The sequence below is a fragment of the Streptomyces sp. NPDC060184 genome, assembly GCF_042728795.1.
Lineage (GTDB): Bacteria > Actinomycetota > Actinomycetes > Streptomycetales > Streptomycetaceae > Streptomyces.
The window spans coordinates 105,781-121,322 of record NZ_JBHWYX010000002.1 but is presented as its reverse complement, the minus strand read 5'-3'; the positions used below and the strand labels follow the sequence as shown (position 1 = coordinate 121,322).

The window sequence follows — 15,542 nt, the reverse complement described above, 5'->3', positions numbered from 1 at the left end:
GCGAAAGCCCCTGTCCGGCCGGTGAGACGGACGCTCCGACCTGTGGACAACACGGCGGCCGGTGCGGTAAGCGGAATCGGCTCAGCCCAGGGTGACCGGGAGTTCGAAGAGGTCGTTCTGGGTCACGATCGGCTTGTTCCGCAGCTCGGTCGCGGGGACCGCGAGCTCCAGCTCCGGGAAGCGGGCGTACAGCGCGGGGAGCGCGACGGCCGCCTCCAGGCGGGAGAGTGCCGCACCCGGGCAGATGTGCGGGCCGTGGCCGAAGGAGAGGTGGCGGTTGGGGGAGCGGGTGAGGTCGAACTCGGCCGCGTCCGGGCCCCATTGCTTCTCGTCCAGGCTGAGCGCGGCGAACGAGACCATCAGGCCCTCGCCCTTCGGCAGCACCCGGTCGCCGATGGCGATGTCCTCGGTGGCGAAGCGGATGAGGACGTGCGAGGTCGGCGACGACCAGCGCAGCGTCTCCTCGATCGCACCCTCCCAGGTGGCCCCGCCCGAGAGGACCAGCGCCCGCTGCTCGGGGTGGGTCTGGAGGGCGACGACGGTGTTGACGATGAGGCTGATGGTGGTCTCGTGACCGGCGGCGATGATCAGTTTGAGGGTGTTGAGGATCTCGTCGTCGGTGAGGCGGTCGCCGTCCTCGGAAGCGTTCAGCAGCGCACCGGTCAGATCGTCGGCCGGGGACTCCTTCTTCTCCTCCAGGATGCGCGTGAACAGGGTGTGGATGTTCCCCATCACCTGCGGGACCTCGGCGGGCGGGGTCAGGTTGGAGAAGAACTTGTCGAAGAGTTCCTTCATCCGGGGCAGGTCCTCGGTGCCGATGCCCATCAGCTCGCTGATGACGTTCATCGGCAGCGGGTAGGCGAACTCGGCCTTCAGGTCGACGCTCTCGCCCGCCGGGCGCGCGGCGAGCCGGTCCAGCAGCTCGTCGGTGCGGGCCTGGATGCCCTCGCGGAGCCGTTCCACCCGGCGCACGGTCAGCGCCTGGGCGACCAGGCCGCGCAGCCGGCGGTGCTCGGCGCCGTCCGAGGTGAGCATGGTCTTCCCCGGGTTGACCAGGCCGATCAGCGGCCAGTCGGGGGCGATCTCACCGCGCTGCCAGGCGTTCCACACGTCGATGTCCTTCACCAGGCGCGGGTCCGTGAGGGCCGCCTTCGCCTCGGCGTGGTGGGTGACGGCGTAGATGTGGACCCCGCCGGGCAGCTCCACGGGGACGAGCGGACCGGCCGCGTGCAGCCGGGCGCTCTCGCCCCTGAGGTCGCCGACGAACATGTCGAGGACGATGCGCTCGTCGTCCTGCGCGCCGGTCGGTTCGGTGGTCGTCGCGGTCACCGCGTGCCTCCAAGGGCGGGAGTGGGTGTGAAGCGGACGGGCAGCTCCGTCAGGCCGCGCAGCCACGGCGACGGGCGCCGGGTGAGGTCCTCGGCCGGGACCGCGAGATCGACGTCGGGAAGCCGGTCGAGGATCGCCTCGATCGCCGTACGGGCGATGACCTCGGCGGTCTCCTGGGCGGGGAACGGGCAGCGGTGCTCACCGTGGCCGAAGGAGAGGAAGGCGTTGTTGCCGCCGGTCAGGGCGGAGCCGTCGGTCCGCACCTGGGGGTCGGCGTTGGCGGCGGCGACGCCGAGGATCAGCAGGTCACCGGCTTGGATGTGCTTCCCGCCGAGGTGGGTGTCGCGGCTCGCCCAGCGGCCGGCCACGTTCTGGGTGGGGGTGTCCTCCCACAGCACCTCGTTCATCGCCTCGGCGACGCTGTGCCGTCCGCCGGAGAGCGAGGCGGCGAACCGGTCGTCGGTGAGCATCAGCCGCAGCGAGTTGCCGATCCAGTCGGCGGTCGGCTGGTGCCCGGCGGCGAGCATGACCATGAGGTCGCGGGCCACCTCGTCGGCGGTGAACTCCCCGGTGTCGGCGAGCATCCGGGACGGCACGTCGTCCTCGGGGGCGGCGGACCGGTCGGCCACCAGCTGGATGACGGAACCGGCGATGTGACGCTGACCGGCGAGCGCGTCGGGCCCTCCGTTGATCATGTCGTTCATCGCCGTGACGAGGGCGGGGCCCTGGTCGTCCGCGAATCCGTACAGCTTGGCGAGGACCCGGACGGGCAGCAGCATCGCGTACGCGCCGATCAGGTCGCAGCTGCCCGCCGCGCAGAAGGCGTCGATCAGCTCGTCCGCGAACGCCTCGGTGTACGTGCGGAGTTCGAAGGGGTCGGCGGCCTCGAGCGCGGTGCTGATCACCTTCGAGCGGCGGCTGTGGCGCTCGCCGACGGTGTAGAGGATCGACGGCTGGTCCTTGCTGATCATCGGGTGCAGCGGCCAGTCGTCGGCGATGTTCGGCCACTGGTTCCAGATCTGCGAGTCCCGGGTGAACAGGGCCGGATCGGTGGTGACCTGGTGCAGCTCGCGGTAGCCCAGCACGAGCCACGCGGGCACGTCGCCGGGCAGCACGATCGGCGCCACCGGGCCGTGGTCCCGCCGCACCTCCCGGTACAGCTGGTGCGGCTCGGTGGCGAACCGGGGCCCGGACAGCGGTACGGGACCGAGGCCCTGGGCCGCACCCTGGCCGTGGTCGACGGGGCACGCGTTCACGAGGTGGACTCCGGGGTTCGGCCGGCCGCCTCGGAGGCGCCCGCGAGCGCCCCTTCCGGAGTCCGGGCGCGGGCGGCGGACAGCGCGTGGAGATGTTCGACCAGCGTGATCAGGACGTACTTGCTGGACGACCGGTCGCGGGCGTCGCACTCCACCAGCGGCACGTCCTCCGACAGGTCGAGGGCGTCCCGGATCTGCTGCTCGGTGTGGAGCGGGCCGCCGAAGTCGTTGCACGCCACGATGAACGGCGTGCCGTGGTGCTCCAGACGGTCGATGGCGTACCAGGAGTCCGCGAGCCGACGGGTGTCGACCAGCACGACGGCCCCCAGCGTGCCGGAGAAGAGGCGGTCCCACAGGAACCAGAAACGCTCCTGGCCGGGCGCCCCGAAGAGGTACAGCACCGAGCGCTCGTCCAGGGTGATGCGGCCGAAGTCGAAGGCGACCGTGGTGGACGCCTTCGACTGCACGCCGTCGAGGTGGTCGACGGCCTCGCCCGCGCGCGTCATCGTCTCCTCCGTGTTGAGCGGACGGATCTCGCTCACGGAACGGACCATGGTCGTCTTGCCCACGCCGAATCCGCCGACGACGACTATCTTCAGTCCGTTGTCGGCCGTCGCCCGCAGGGCGGCGCGGTCAGAGGTTGCGGAGTCCAACGAGCACCTGTTCCAGGATGTCGGGGTCGGGGAGCCGGTCCGCGACACGGGCGGTACGGGGATGGCGTGCGCTGATGCGGCCGGTGTCGAGCATGTCGCCGAGCATGATGCGGACGATGCCGACCGGCAGTTTCAGGGTCGCGGCGATCTCCACCACCGCGGTGGGGCGCTCGCACATCCGCAGGATCGCGACGTGCTCCGACTGCATGCCGGGCGCCGGCTCGCACTCGGAGACCACGAGCGTCACCAGGTCGAAGGCGTCGGAGTCCGTCCGGCTGCGGCCACCGGTGAGGGTGTAGAGCCGGTCGGGGGAGTCGTCACGACCGGGGCGGGGGCGCGGCACCGGGGGCATCAGACGGTGGTTCCCGCGTCGGTGCCCGGCCCGGTGCCCGCCCCGGCGGAACCGTCGGACGGGGCCGTCTCGCGCGGCGGGGCGACCAGGTGCTCGCCCAACTGCTCGACCAGCTCGCTCATGTTGTGCCCGACGAGGCCCACGTCGGAGTCCTCGGCGGCGACGACCGCCAGGTGGGCGCCCGTACCGGCCTCCACGATGAACAGCACCCCGCCGTAGAACTCGGCCATCGCCGACCGTACGCCGCCGCTGCCGTCGCCGAACTCGACGGACGCGCCGTGCGAAAGGCTCTGGATCCCCGCGGAGATCGCGGCGAGCTGGTCGGCCTGGTCCACGGAGAGCTCGGGGGTGCGGCACAGCTTCAGGCCGTCCCGGGAGAGCACGAGGGCGTGCCGGGCGCCGGGGGTGCGTTCGAGCAGGCCCTCCAGCAGCCAGTTCAGCTTCTCGTCGGTGGTCGCGGTCATCGGGTGTTGCCTTCCGGGAGGGGGGCGTTGGCCCGTACTGCCTGGCTGAATCTGCTGAAGCGCTCGGCCTGCCTCTTGGCGTCGTTCGCCCGGTCCCGGGGGGTGGCCGGATCGACGGGGGCGGTGGCCGCCGCGCGGGCTTCGGCGGCGGCGAAGGTGCGCCCACGCCGCCGGCGGGGCAGTCCGCTCTCGCCGAACTTCGGGAAGGAGCCGGTCGATTCGGCCTCGGACTCGGGGGCGGGCCCGCGGGTGCGCGTGTCGCCCTCGGCGACGGTCCCGGCGTCCTCGGTCGCGGTCCTGGCGTCCTCGGCCGGGCGGGCCGTGTCCTCGGGGGCCTGCGCCGCTTCGGCGTCCGCCGCCGAGTGGGTGGGCTCCGGCTCGGGAGTGCGGGACTCGGGGGCAGGAGGCTCCGGCGCGGTGGTGTCGCGCGTCTGCGCCTCGGGGGTACGGGGCTTCGGTACGGCGGCGGGGAGCGTCGGGGACGCGGCGCCCGCGGGCGTACGGGCGATGAGCTCCTGCGGCAGCATCAGCAGGGCGCCGGTGCCCCCGCGCGCGGACGGCCGGAAGGAGACCCGCAGCCCGTGCTTGCGGGCCAGGCGGCCCACGACGGCGAGACCGAGGCGGGTACCGGAGGGCGCGGCGACGCTCTCGCCCGGGGAGACGGCCGCTTCGGCGCGGCGCAGCTGCACGTCGCTCATGACGAGCCCGCTGTCCTCCACGGTGATCACCACACCGGACGGCACCTCTTCGACGTACACGTGCACTTCGGCGGTGGGCGGCGAGAAGTTGGCGGCGTTGTCGAGGAGTTCGGCGAGCGCGTGCATGACGCCCTCGGCCGCGTGACCGGCGATGGCCACGTCACTGGTCGAGTGGAGCCGGATGCGCCGGTAGCCGCTGATCCGGCCCATCGCGCCGCGCAGGATGGACTCCATCACGATCGGCCTGGCCCATCGGCGCCCCGAACGCGCACCGGTCAGGACGGCGACGGAGTCGGCGAGCCGGCCGGCCTGGGCGGTGCGGTGGTCCAGGTGGAGGAGGTCGCCGAGGACGTTCTCGTCGGTGTGCCGGTTCTCCATCTCCCGCAGGTCCGCCAGCATGCTGGTGGCCAGGGCCTGCATCCGGCTCGCCGCGTTGGCGCCCGTCGACAGGGCGGCGGACCGCTCCCGCTCGGCCTGGGCGAGGCGGGCGGAGAGCGCGGCCTTCTCGGCGGCGAAGCGCTCCCGGTCGGCCTCGTTCTCGGCGGTGCGCCGCGCGGTCTCCGCCGCCAGCCGCTCCTTGGCCGTGGCCGCCTCGGTGGTGGCCCGGGCGAGCGCGGTGGCCGCCTCGGAGGCGGCGCGGGTGGCCTCGGCGCGGGAGGTGGCCTTGATCCGGGCGGCCTCGGCGGTGAAGCGCTGCGCGTCGGCGGAGGCGGCCGACACCAGGCGGGTGGTCTCGTCGGTGAACCTCCGGCTGTCCGCCGCACGGGCCTCCCGCACCGCCCGCGCGGTGCCCAGCGCGTGGGCGGCGACGGCCGCGGCCACGGTCAGTGCGACGGCTGCCGCACCCGCCCCCCAGGCCAGGGGGGTCCGCACCGAAGCGGGGGCCACGACGGTGGCCCACGCGCACAGCGAGCCTGAGACGACTGCCGACACCAGCGCGGTGAGCGCGGTCGACCGGGTTGAGGGGCGCAATCGGAGTCCTCGGGGCGGACGGCACGGACGGCGCCGACCGGTCGGGCGGCGCGGCGGACGCGGCGGCAGGCGGGGCGTCGAGTGGGGGCGTCGGGCGGGGGGCGGAGGTTGGGGCGGTGGGGCGAGGCGATGGGGCGAGGCGGTCGGGAAACGGCTTTCGGCGCCTTCGTCGCGGAGGGTGAGAGAGCCGTGACAACTGGAGCTGATTCTTCCAGCGCAAGTCGTGCTCACTATAGGAGAATTGAGGGTCCTTTTGGGAAGTCATGGTGGCGTTCTCTGTTCGTTTCGTGTTGCCTATGGGGTTGTGCGGGCGGTGTTGTCCGAAGAGTGCGGGTACCCGCCCGGCATGCTGGTGCCATGGCCGAAACGCACGCTCTCAGTGACGCCCTGGCCCGGGACCTCCGCTCCGAGGTCCGGGGGGAGACCTCCTTCGACGCGACCTCCCGGGCGCTCACCACGATGGACGCCTCCAACTACCGGCGGGTCCCCCTCGGAGTCGTCTCCCCGCGCGACGCCGACGACGTCGCCACCGCCCTCGCCGTCTGCCGCGCCCACGGGGTGCCCGTCGTACCGCGCGGCGGCGGCACCTCCATCGCGGGCCAGGCCACCGGCACCGGCATCGTCCTCGACCTCACCCGGCACCTCGACGCGATCGTGGAGCTGGACCCCGGATCCCGTACGGCCGTCGTCCAGCCCGGCGTCGTCCTCGACGACCTGCGGGCCGCCGCCGCCCCGCACGGGCTGACCTTCGGCCCCGACCCCTCCACCCACAGCCGCTGCACCCTCGGCGGCATGATCGGCAACAACTCCTGCGGCGCCCACTCCGTCGCCTGGGGCACCACCGCCGACAACGTCCACGCCCTCACCGTCGCCCGCTACGGCGGAGACACCCTGCGCCTCGGCCGCGGCTGGGGGGCGGAGAGCGCCGGCCCCGGCGCGGGCCGGGCGGGCGGCGCCCCCGCCGGGCTGCGGGAGTTCACCGACCGCCACCTCGCCCCGCTCCGTACCGGTTTCCCCGACCTCCCGCGCCGCATCTCCGGCTACGCCCTCGACGCCCTGCTCCCCGAACACCCCGGCGGACCCGACCTCGCCCGCGCCTTCTGCGGCAGCGAGGGGACCCTCGCCGTCGTCACCGAGGCCACCGTCCGGCTGGTCGAAGCCCCGCCCGCCCGCGCCCTCGCCGTTCTCGGCTACCCGGACGAGGCCGCCGCCGCCGAGGCCGCCGCCGGGCTCCTCGCCCACGGCCCGCTCACCGTCGAGGGCATGGCCGCCGACCTCGTCCGCCCGTCCGCCGGAGGCGGCGGGGAGCTCGCCGGGCTGCCCCGGGGCGGCGCCTGGCTCTTCGTGGAGACCGGCGGCGCCACCCCCGCCGAAGCCCACGACCGGGCCATCCGCATCGTGCGCGCGGCCGACGCCCTCGACGCGGCCGTCGTCACCGACCCCGCCGGACAGCGCGCCCTGTGGCGCATCCGCGAGGACGCCGCCGGGACCGCCACCCGGATGCCCGACGGCACCGAAGCCTGGCCCGGCTGGGAGGACTGCGCGGTGCCGCCCGCCCGACTCGGGCCCTACCTCCGCGAGTTCCGCGCCCTGCTCGCCGAACACGGGCTGCGCGGAACCCCGTACGGCCACTTCGGCGACGGCTGCATCCACGTCCGCATCGACTTCGACCTGCTCACCCCCGACGGCACCGCCCGCTTCCGCCGCTTCTCCGAGGACCAGGCCCGCCTCGTCGCCGCCCACGGTGGATCGCTCAGCGGCGAACACGGCGACGGACAGGCCCGCGCCGAACTCCTCCCCCTCATGTACGGTCCCGAACTCGTCGCTCTCTTCGCCGAGTTCAAGGACCTCTGGGACCCCTTTGGCGGGATGAACCCCGGGATGCTGGTCCGCCCGGACCCGCTCGACACCAATCTCCGCTTCGCCGTCCTGCCCCGCCGCCCGGTCGACGTCGCCTTCGGATACCCGCAGGACGGCGGCGACTTCACCGCCGCCGTGCGCCGCTGCGTGGGCGTCGCCAAGTGCCGTACGACGGCGGCGCCCGGCGCGGGCGTCATGTGCCCCTCCTTCCGCGCCACCGGCGAGGAGCAGCACTCGACGCGCGGCCGGGCCCGGCTCCTCCACGAGATGCTGGCGGGCGAGATCGTCACCGACGGGTGGCGCTCGACGGAGGTCCGCGACGCGCTCGACCTCTGCCTCTCCTGCAAGGGGTGCCGCAGCGACTGCCCGGTGGGCGTCGACATGGCCACGTACAAGGCGGAGTTCCTCCACCACCACTACCGGGGCCGGATCCGCCCCGCCGCCCACTACGCCCTGGGCTCGCTGCCCCGCTGGCTGCGCCTCGCCGCCCCCGTCGCCCCCCTGCTCAACACCCTCGCCCGGATCCGCCCGCTCGCCGCGCTCGCCAAGCGCCTGGCGGGCATCGCCCCCGAGCGCCCGATCCCGGCGCTGGCGCGCGAGCCGTTCACACGGTGGGCGGGGGCCGGTGCGGCGGGGGCCGGTGCGGCCGGGGCGGGTGCGGACGGGGCCGGTGGGGACGCGGCCGACGCGGACCGGACCGGCGCGGACCGGGCCGGTGCGGACGGCGGCCGGGAGGTCCTGCTGTGGCCCGACACCTTCACCACGTACCTCTCCCCGCAGGTCGGCCACGCCGCCGTCCGCGTCCTGGAGTCCGCCGGGCGGACCGTCCGCCACCCGGGCCCGGGGCTCTGCTGCGGGCTGACCTACGTCTCCACCGGCCGCCTCGACCGCGCCCGTACCGTCATGCGGCGCACCCTGGACCGGCTCGGCCCCTCCCTCGGGGGCTCGTCCGGCCGCCCTCTCGTCGTCCTCGAACCGAGCTGCGCCGCAGCGCTCCGCACGGACCTCCCCGAACTCCTCCCCGACGACCCGCGCGCCGCCGAACTCGCCGCATCCGTACGGACCTTCGCCGAGTACCTGGAGGAGTACGCCCCCGACTGGGAGCCGCCCCGGCTGGACCGCGCGGTGACCGGCCAGACCCACTGCCACCAGCACGCCGTCCTCGGCGACGCCGCCGACCGCCGCCTGCGCGAACGGGCCGGACTCGACGGCGGGCTGACCGGCGGCTGCTGCGGCCTGGCGGGCAACTTCGGCTTCGAGAAGGGCCACTGGGACGTCTCGGTGGCCTGCGCGGAGGAGCGGCTGCTGCCCGCCGTACGGTCGGCGGCCCCGGGTACGGAGATCCTGGCGGACGGCTACTCCTGCCGCACCCAGCTGGAGCAGCTGGCGGGGGTGCGGGCCAAGCATCTCGCCGAGCTGCTCGCGGAGGGGCTGGCGGAGGGGCTGGAAGGAGAGGGCGGCGTGCACGAGGGGTAGCGGCACTTCCCGTGTTCTCAGCCGGGCTGCTCCTCCTCGTGGCCGCCCCCGCCCGCGACGATCTCCCGCGCCAGCGCCACGAGCCGCGGAAGCGCCGGGTGCCCCGGGCCGTCGCGGCGGGCGAGCAGGACGGGCAGCGGCGGGGCGTCGGTCAGCGGGACGAAGACGACCCCCGCGTGCGGGTGCATGTCGGCGGTGGACGCGGCGGAGACGCCCGAGCCGTGTCCGGCGGCGATGGCGGTGAGCCAGTCGTCGGTGTTGGCGACGGTCAGGGTGGCGGCGGGGCATGCGCCGGGGGGCCAGAGGCCGGGCGTGGTGGTGCCGGACACCGTGTTCAAGACCACCGGCCCCGCCGCCAGGTCGGCGAGGGAGAGCGCGGCGCGACCGGCGTACGGGCCGTCCGCGGTGACCGCCGCGACGCGGTCCTCGCTGAACAGCGCCTCGGTGACCAGCCCCGGCGCGTCCACCGGGCCGCGCAGCAGCGCCGCGTCCACCTCGCCCCGGGTGAGCCCGGCCGTACGGTCGTCGATGCGCAGCAGCTCCAGCGGGGTTCCCGGATACCGCGCCTGCCAGGTCCGCAGCAGCGGTGTGGTGTACGGGCCGAACGCCGACCATGCGTGCCCGAGCCGCAGCGGCCTGCGCCGCGGGCGCCCGGTGCCCGTCGCGTCGTCGAAGGCGCTGACCGCGAGAGCCGCCTTGTCCCGGAAGGCGACGCCCTCCGGGGTGAGGACCAGGTGGTGGGTGGAGCGGTCGACGAGCCGGGTGCCGAGGTGGGCCTCCAGCGAGGCGAGGGTCCGGGAGACGGCGGGCTGGGTGAGGCCTAGGCGCTCGGCGGCCCGGGTGACGTTGCGTTCGTCGGCGACGGCGAGGAAGGCCCGCAGGTGGCGCAGCTCGATGGGGCGACCGGTTCCGGTCCGTGTGGGGTCGGCACCGGCGGCCCGCCGCTCCGCGCGGGCGTCCTGGCGTCTCGTACCGTCGCCGTCCTGCTGTTCCCTGCTCATGCGTGCGGAGCATAACCGGAGCGCAGAAGGCATTTCACGCGCGGCGCGCGGCTGCCTACGGTGGCGCATTGGGCTGCGCCCGCATAGTCCCGTGCAATGCACTTCGTGGTGCATTACATTGTACCGAGGGGATGTGTTCCGCTGCCCCTCCCGCACCATCCGGAAGGCCAACCCAGTGAACGACCAGCGCAGCGCCGTGGAGCCGGCCGCAGCCGTCACCGTCCCCGAGGCGGTGACCGCCCTGGACGGAGCACCCGACGCCCCCACCGGCGGTCCGCACGGCTCCGGGCAGCCGACGGGGCGCGGCGGAGCGCTCGTGTCGGTCGGACTCGTCGTCGGCGGCGTCGTCTCGGTCCAGTTCGGCTCGGCGGTCGCCGCCCTGCTGATGCCCCGGGCCGGTGCGTTCGGCGTGGTCACCCTGCGCCTGCTGGTCGCCGCCGTGGTGCTGCTGGCCGTCTGCCGCCCCAAGGTGCGCGGCTACACCCGCGCCGACTGGGGCACCGTGGTGGCCTTCGGCGTCGCGATGGGCGCGATGAACAACCTCTTCTACCAGGCGCTCGACCGCATCCCCCTCGGCATCGCGGTCACCCTGGAAGTGCTCGGCCCGCTCGCCCTCTCCGTCATCGCCTCCCGCCGCCTGATCAACCTTCTCTGGGCGGGTCTCGCACTCGTCGGAGTGGCCCTCCTCGGCGGCGCGGGAGGCTTCGGCCGGCTCGACCTGTTCGGCGCCGGACTCGCCGTCGCGGCCGGAGTGATGTGGGCCCTGTACATCGTCTTCAGCGCCCGCACCGGCCGCCGCTTCCCGAAGGCGGACGGCCTGGCCCTCGCCATGGCCGTCGCCGCCCTCCTCTCGCTGCCCCTCGGCATCGCGGAGTCCGGTACGAAGCTGGCCGTCCCGACCACCGTCCTGCTCGGCGCCGCGGTCGCCCTGCTCAGCTCCGTACTCCCCTACACCCTGGAGATGATGGCGCTCCGCCGCCTGCCCGCCTCCACCTTCGCCGTCATGATGAGCCTCGAACCGGCCATCGCCTCGCTGGCGGGCTTCCTCATCCTGGACCAGGCCCTCTCCACCACGGACGCCCTCGCCATCGCGCTCGTCATCGGCGCGAGCGTCGGGGCGGTACGGGGACCGAGTGGCGGGGCGCGGAAGAGGAAGCGGCGGGAGGCGTAACGGCCTCGGCGAGGAGCGGAGCGGGCCGGGCGTTCCGGGGTGCGGTGGCACCCCCGGGACGCCCGGCCCGCTGTCGGTGGGGCGGGTGGGGCGTGTGAGGATGCCCGGCGACCCCCCTGAGATCCTTGTGCTTCACGCGGCCGACGCGCCCTTCGGGACCCGCACCGACCGGTTCGTGCCCGTTCGGCGAAGGAGCAGTGGGGACAGATGGAGGACCGGCCGGAGCCGTTTCTGATGTGGGTCGAGGACGTGTTCACCCATAGCCAGGGCCGCTCGCTCCTCGCCACCGGCCGGATCGAGCGGGGCCGGGTCCTCGTCGGCGACGAGGTGGAGACCGTCGGTGCGGGAGGCGGCACGACCGTCCGCGTCGCCGGGATCGAGGGGTCGGGTCGCAAGCCCGTGCCGGTCGGAGAGGCGGGCTGGAACGTCGGCCTCCTGCTGCCCCACTCCGTGGCGGACACGATCGAGCGGGGGCAGGTCCTCGCCCGGCCCGGGTCGATCGGCGTGTACGACACCTTCACCGCGGACATCGTCCTGTCGGCGGAGGTGGAGATGGAGGCGGGGGAGCACGGCGGCGCGGAGATCCACGACGGTGACGCGTGCACCTTCTATTTCGGCTCCGACGGGGTTCGGGGCACCGTGGCGCTGCCGTCCGGGACGGACGTACTCCGCCCGCTGCACACGGCGCGTGCGACGGTCGCCCTGCACGAGGTCGTGGCCCTGGAGAGCGGGTGGCACTTCGCCTTCCGCCACCGCGGGCGCGCCGCCGGAACGGGGACGGTGGCGGGGCTCATCCCCTGAACCGGGGGCCGCCTCGGCGCGCCGGTGCGGCGCGCGCGGTGGCGCCGCCGGCCGCTGCCTCGCGCGGACACCGGCACCGACGCGTCGGCGGGGCCGGCGACGTCATCCGGCCAACCGCAGTACCAGCTCGTCGATCTCCTCTCCCCGCGCGTTCGCGAAGCCCCGTTCCCCGCGGACGACCTCGAAGCCGCACTTCTGCAGGACCCGTACCGATCCGGTGTTGTCGGCCGCCGCCCTGGCGAACAGCGGGCGCTCGGCGACCTCTTCGAGCAGGATCCGCAACGCGGCGGTCGCGATGCCCCGTCCCCAGTAGGAGCGATCGACGACACAGGTGACCTCCCGCTGGTCCGGCTCGCCGTACACGGCGACGTGCCCGACCACGTCGCCGTCCGCGAGCACGGTGCGGGTGACCACGTCGGGCGTGGCGGAGACGCGCTTCCAGTGGGCGTCGAAGTGAACCCGGTCCGTCGGGTCCTCGGCGGTGAAGGCCGCCATCCGATTCGATTCGGGGTCGCTCATGTGCCGGAAGAACACGGGCAGATCGCTGGGGTGCACGGGCCGCAGGGAGACGTCCATGGAGGTCATGGGCCCGACCCTGACCACTCGGCGGAAGGAGCTGGGGCGCCAGTGTCAGAAAATCATGCAAGCACGCTTGCTTGTTTCTCCGGCCGCTGCCATGCTCCGGGGCACCACGCCATGCCCCGAGGGGAGCGCACGTGTCCGATGCCATCGCCGTGATCGACGATCTGCGGGACGAGAGCGAAGAACTCGACGCTCTGGTAGCGGAGTTGAGTAACGAGGAGTGGGCGAGAGCGACCCCCGCACCCGGCTGGACGATCGCCCACCAGATCGCGCATCTGACCTGGACCGACGGGGTCGCCGTGACCGCCGCGACGGACCCCGGGGCGTTCGGGGCGGAGGTGGAGGCCGCGCTCGCCGCGCCGGAGAGCTTCGTGGACGAGGCCGCCGGGGCCGCTGTCGCCGCCGCGTCCCCCGCCGAGCTGCTGCGGCGGTGGCGGGCCGGGCGGGAGCGGCTGCAGGAGGTGTTGCGGGAGGCCGTTCCCGGTACCCGCATTCCCTGGTACGGGCCGCCGATGAGCCTCGCCTCGATGGCGACCGCCCGGCTCATGGAGACCTGGGCGCACGGGCAGGACGTCGCCGACGCGCTCGGGGTCGTCCGGGCGCCGACCGGGCGGTTGCGGCATGTCGCCAGGATCGGCGTACGCGCCCGGGACTACGCCTACTTCGTGCGGGGGGCCACCCCGCCGGGCGAGGAGTTCCGGGTCGAACTCGAAGCTCCGGACGGCGGATTGGTCGCGTTCGGGCCGGAGAGCGCGGCGCAGCGGGTGACCGGGCCGCTGCTGGACTTTTGCCTGCTGGTGACGCGGCGCGCCCACCGGGACGATCTCGCGCTGCGGGCGGTCGGTGACGGGGCGGACGGCTGGCTGGACATCGCGCAGGCCTTCGCCGGGCTGCCTGGCGCGGGGCGCGCCCCGCGCGGGGGCAAGGGCACGGGCGGGGGCAAGGACGCGGGCGGGGGCAGACGAGAAGGCGAGTCCGGTCCTTCGAACGCCTCTGGGAGCGATGCCATATGACCATCCCGCCCGCACGGTCCACCTCCGCGCAGACCCCCGCCGCGCCGCCCGGCCCCGTCGACGCACCCGCCCTCCCCGGCCCCGCCCCCGTCACCCTGGCGCCCGCCGTCGAGATCCCCGTCTCCGTCACCGAGCCCGCCCGCACCCACCCGCTCGATCCGCCCGCGCCCACCCCGCTCCGCATCGGCAACGCCTCCGGGTTCTACGGCGACCGGTTCGACGCGATGCGCGAGATGGTGACCGGCGGCCCGCTCGACGTCCTCACCGGCGACTATCTCGCCGAGCTCACCATGCTCATCCTCGGCCGCAGCCGCCTGAAGGACCCCTCGCGCGGGTACGCGACCACCTTCCTGCGGCAGCTCGAGGAATCGCTCGGGCTGGCACACGAGCGCGGGGTGAAGATCGTCACCAACGCGGGCGGCCTCAACCCGGCCGGACTCGCTGACGCTGTGCGGGAGTTGGCCGACAAGCTCGGCATTCCGGTGCGGGTCGCGCACGTGGAGGGCGACAGCCGGCCGGTGCCCGAGGGGTTCCTCACCGCCAACGCGTACCTCGGCGGCGCCGGGATCGCCGCCTGCCTGCGGGCGGGCGCGGACGTCGTCGTCACCGGGCGGGTCACCGACGCCGCCCTGGTCACGGGGCCCGCCGCCGCCCACTTCGGCTGGGGCCCCGACGACCTGGACGCCCTCGCCGGGGCCGTCGTCGCCGGGCACGTCCTGGAGTGCGGTACCCAGGCCACCGGCGGGAACTACGCCTTCTTCGGCGACCACGACGTACGCCGCCCCGGCTTCCCGATCGCCGAGATCCACGCGGACGGCTCGTCCGTCATCACCAAGCACCCCGGCACCGGCGGGGTGGTCGATCTCTCCACCGTCACCGCGCAGTTGCTGTACGAGACCGGGGGCGCCCGGTACGCCGGACCCGACGTCACCGCCCGCCTCGACACCGTACGGCTCGTCCAGGAGGGCCAGGACCGGGTCGGGATCAGCGGGGTACGGGGCGAGGCGCCGCCGCCCACGCTGAAGGTCGGGCTCAACCGGCTCGGCGGCTGGCGCAACGAGGTCGTCTTCGTCCTCACCGGACTCGACATCGAGGCCAAGTCCCGTCTGGTGCGGGAGCAGTTCGCCGACGCGCTCGACCGGTCCGGGAAACCGCCCGCCGAGGTCCGCTGGGAACTCGCCCGCACCGACCACCCCGACGCGCCCACCGAGGAGACCGCCAGCGCGCTGCTCCGGCTCGTGGTGCGCGACCGGGACGCGGAGGCGGTCGGCCGGGCCGTCTCCGGGGCCGCCGTGGAGCTGGCCCTCGGCAGCTACCCCGGGTTCCACGTCACCGCCCCGCCCGGGAAGGGCGCCCCGTACGGGGTCTTCGAGGCGGCCCACGTACCGGCCTCCGAGGTCGAGCACACCGCCGTGCTGCCGGACGGGACACGGCAGGTGGTGCCCGCGCCCGCGCTGACCCGGGTGCTCGACCTCGTACCGGTGGAGGTCCCGCTGCCGCCCGCGCCGGAGCCGGAGGCGACCCGGAGCGTGCCGCTCGGGCTGCTCGCCGGGGCGCGCAGCGGCGACAAGGGCGGGGACGCGAACGTCGGGGTGTGGGTGCGCGACGACCGCGCCTGGCCGTGGCTCGCGCACGAGCTGACCGTGGAGCGCTTTTGCGAACTCCTCCCGGAGACGGCCGGGCTGGAGGTCGAACGGCATGTGCTCCCGCGGCTGCGGGCGGTGAACTTCGTCGTCCGCGGACTGCTGGGCGAAGGGGTCGCCGCGCAGGCCCGGTTCGACCCGCAGGCCAAGGCGCTGGGGGAGTGGCTGCGCTCGCGCCACCTCGCCGTACCGGTCTCACTCCTCGACCCGGCGACCTGAGCCCGCCTCCGCTGCCCGTAATCCCGCACCGATCGCCCGTACCCCCGTACCG

Annotated in this window: 13 protein-coding genes; 5 read left to right on the top strand and 8 right to left on the bottom strand. The window is 74.4% G+C overall.

From position 1 onward, the window contains the following. Positions 1 to 81: 81 nt before the first annotated feature. Genes ACFWEE_RS02150 through ACFWEE_RS02125 form a run of 6 tightly spaced genes read right to left on the bottom strand, consistent with a single transcriptional unit; the run spans position 82 to position 5,724 of the window. A complete protein-coding gene (locus ACFWEE_RS02150) occupies positions 82 to 1,269 on the bottom strand; it encodes a cytochrome P450 (RefSeq protein ID WP_386885811.1) in 1,188 nt (395 codons plus the stop codon). Positions 1,270 to 1,325: 56 nt separating this feature from the next. Further along, positions 1,326 to 2,585, bottom strand: coding sequence for a cytochrome P450 (locus ACFWEE_RS02145; protein ID WP_386885568.1), 1,260 nt, complete (start codon positions 2,583 to 2,585; stop codon positions 1,326 to 1,328). Then, positions 2,582 to 3,238 (bottom strand): ATP/GTP-binding protein, encoded by a 657-nt coding sequence (locus tag ACFWEE_RS02140; RefSeq protein WP_386885566.1) that lies wholly within the window; start codon positions 3,236 to 3,238, stop codon positions 2,582 to 2,584. Before ACFWEE_RS02140 ends, ACFWEE_RS02145 begins: the two co-directional genes overlap by 4 nt. Next, positions 3,219 to 3,590, bottom strand: a complete 372-nt coding sequence (locus tag ACFWEE_RS02135) for a DUF742 domain-containing protein (RefSeq protein WP_327176349.1) — start codon at positions 3,588 to 3,590, stop codon at positions 3,219 to 3,221. Before ACFWEE_RS02135 ends, ACFWEE_RS02140 begins: the two co-directional genes overlap by 20 nt. Continuing rightward, positions 3,590 to 4,054 carry a roadblock/LC7 domain-containing protein gene (locus ACFWEE_RS02130; RefSeq protein WP_386885564.1) on the bottom strand — a complete coding sequence of 155 codons (465 nt, stop codon included), beginning with the start codon at positions 4,052 to 4,054 and terminating at the stop codon, positions 3,590 to 3,592. The genes ACFWEE_RS02135 and ACFWEE_RS02130 overlap by 1 nt, the downstream gene beginning before the upstream one ends. Next, the gene (locus tag ACFWEE_RS02125) at positions 4,051 to 5,724 is read right to left on the bottom strand and encodes an ATP-binding protein (protein WP_386885563.1); all 1,674 of its coding nucleotides are present in this window, start codon (positions 5,722 to 5,724) and stop codon (positions 4,051 to 4,053) included. The genes ACFWEE_RS02130 and ACFWEE_RS02125 overlap by 4 nt, the downstream gene beginning before the upstream one ends. 357 nt (positions 5,725 to 6,081) lie before the next feature. Between ACFWEE_RS02125 and ACFWEE_RS02120 the strand changes: the two genes are divergently transcribed. Further along, a complete protein-coding gene (locus tag ACFWEE_RS02120; protein ID WP_386885561.1) occupies positions 6,082 to 9,060 on the top strand; it encodes an FAD-binding and (Fe-S)-binding domain-containing protein in 2,979 nt (992 codons plus the stop codon). A gap of 17 nt (positions 9,061 to 9,077) precedes the next feature. On the opposite strand, the gene ACFWEE_RS02115 is transcribed toward ACFWEE_RS02120, so the two are convergent. Beyond that, a complete protein-coding gene (locus ACFWEE_RS02115; RefSeq protein WP_386885809.1) occupies positions 9,078 to 10,094 on the bottom strand; it encodes a LysR family transcriptional regulator in 1,017 nt (338 codons plus the stop codon). Positions 10,095 to 10,236: 142 nt separating this feature from the next. Here ACFWEE_RS02115 and ACFWEE_RS02110 point away from each other — a divergent pair, with 142 nt between their 5' ends. Both ACFWEE_RS02110 and ACFWEE_RS02105 read left to right on the top strand, forming a co-directional pair. Then, positions 10,237 to 11,232 carry a DMT family transporter gene (locus ACFWEE_RS02110; protein WP_386885559.1) on the top strand — a complete coding sequence of 332 codons (996 nt, stop codon included), beginning with the start codon at positions 10,237 to 10,239 and terminating at the stop codon, positions 11,230 to 11,232. Between the two features lie 207 nt (positions 11,233 to 11,439). Continuing rightward, positions 11,440 to 12,033, top strand: a complete 594-nt coding sequence (locus ACFWEE_RS02105; RefSeq protein ID WP_386885557.1) for a hypothetical protein — start codon at positions 11,440 to 11,442, stop codon at positions 12,031 to 12,033. A gap of 102 nt (positions 12,034 to 12,135) precedes the next feature. On the opposite strand, the gene ACFWEE_RS02100 is transcribed toward ACFWEE_RS02105, so the two are convergent. Next, the gene (locus tag ACFWEE_RS02100; protein ID WP_386885807.1) at positions 12,136 to 12,609 is read right to left on the bottom strand and encodes a GNAT family N-acetyltransferase; all 474 of its coding nucleotides are present in this window, start codon (positions 12,607 to 12,609) and stop codon (positions 12,136 to 12,138) included. Between the two features lie 140 nt (positions 12,610 to 12,749). Here ACFWEE_RS02100 and ACFWEE_RS02095 point away from each other — a divergent pair, with 140 nt between their 5' ends. Together ACFWEE_RS02095 and ACFWEE_RS02090 are read left to right on the top strand one after the other, a co-directional pair. Beyond that, positions 12,750 to 13,628, top strand: a complete 879-nt coding sequence (locus ACFWEE_RS02095) for a TIGR03084 family metal-binding protein (protein ID WP_386885556.1) — start codon at positions 12,750 to 12,752, stop codon at positions 13,626 to 13,628. A gap of 224 nt (positions 13,629 to 13,852) precedes the next feature. After that, on the top strand, positions 13,853 to 15,490 hold the full coding sequence (locus ACFWEE_RS02090) for an acyclic terpene utilization AtuA family protein (protein ID WP_386885805.1): 1,638 nt from the start codon (positions 13,853 to 13,855) through the stop codon (positions 15,488 to 15,490). Positions 15,491 to 15,542: the final 52 nt, after the last annotated feature.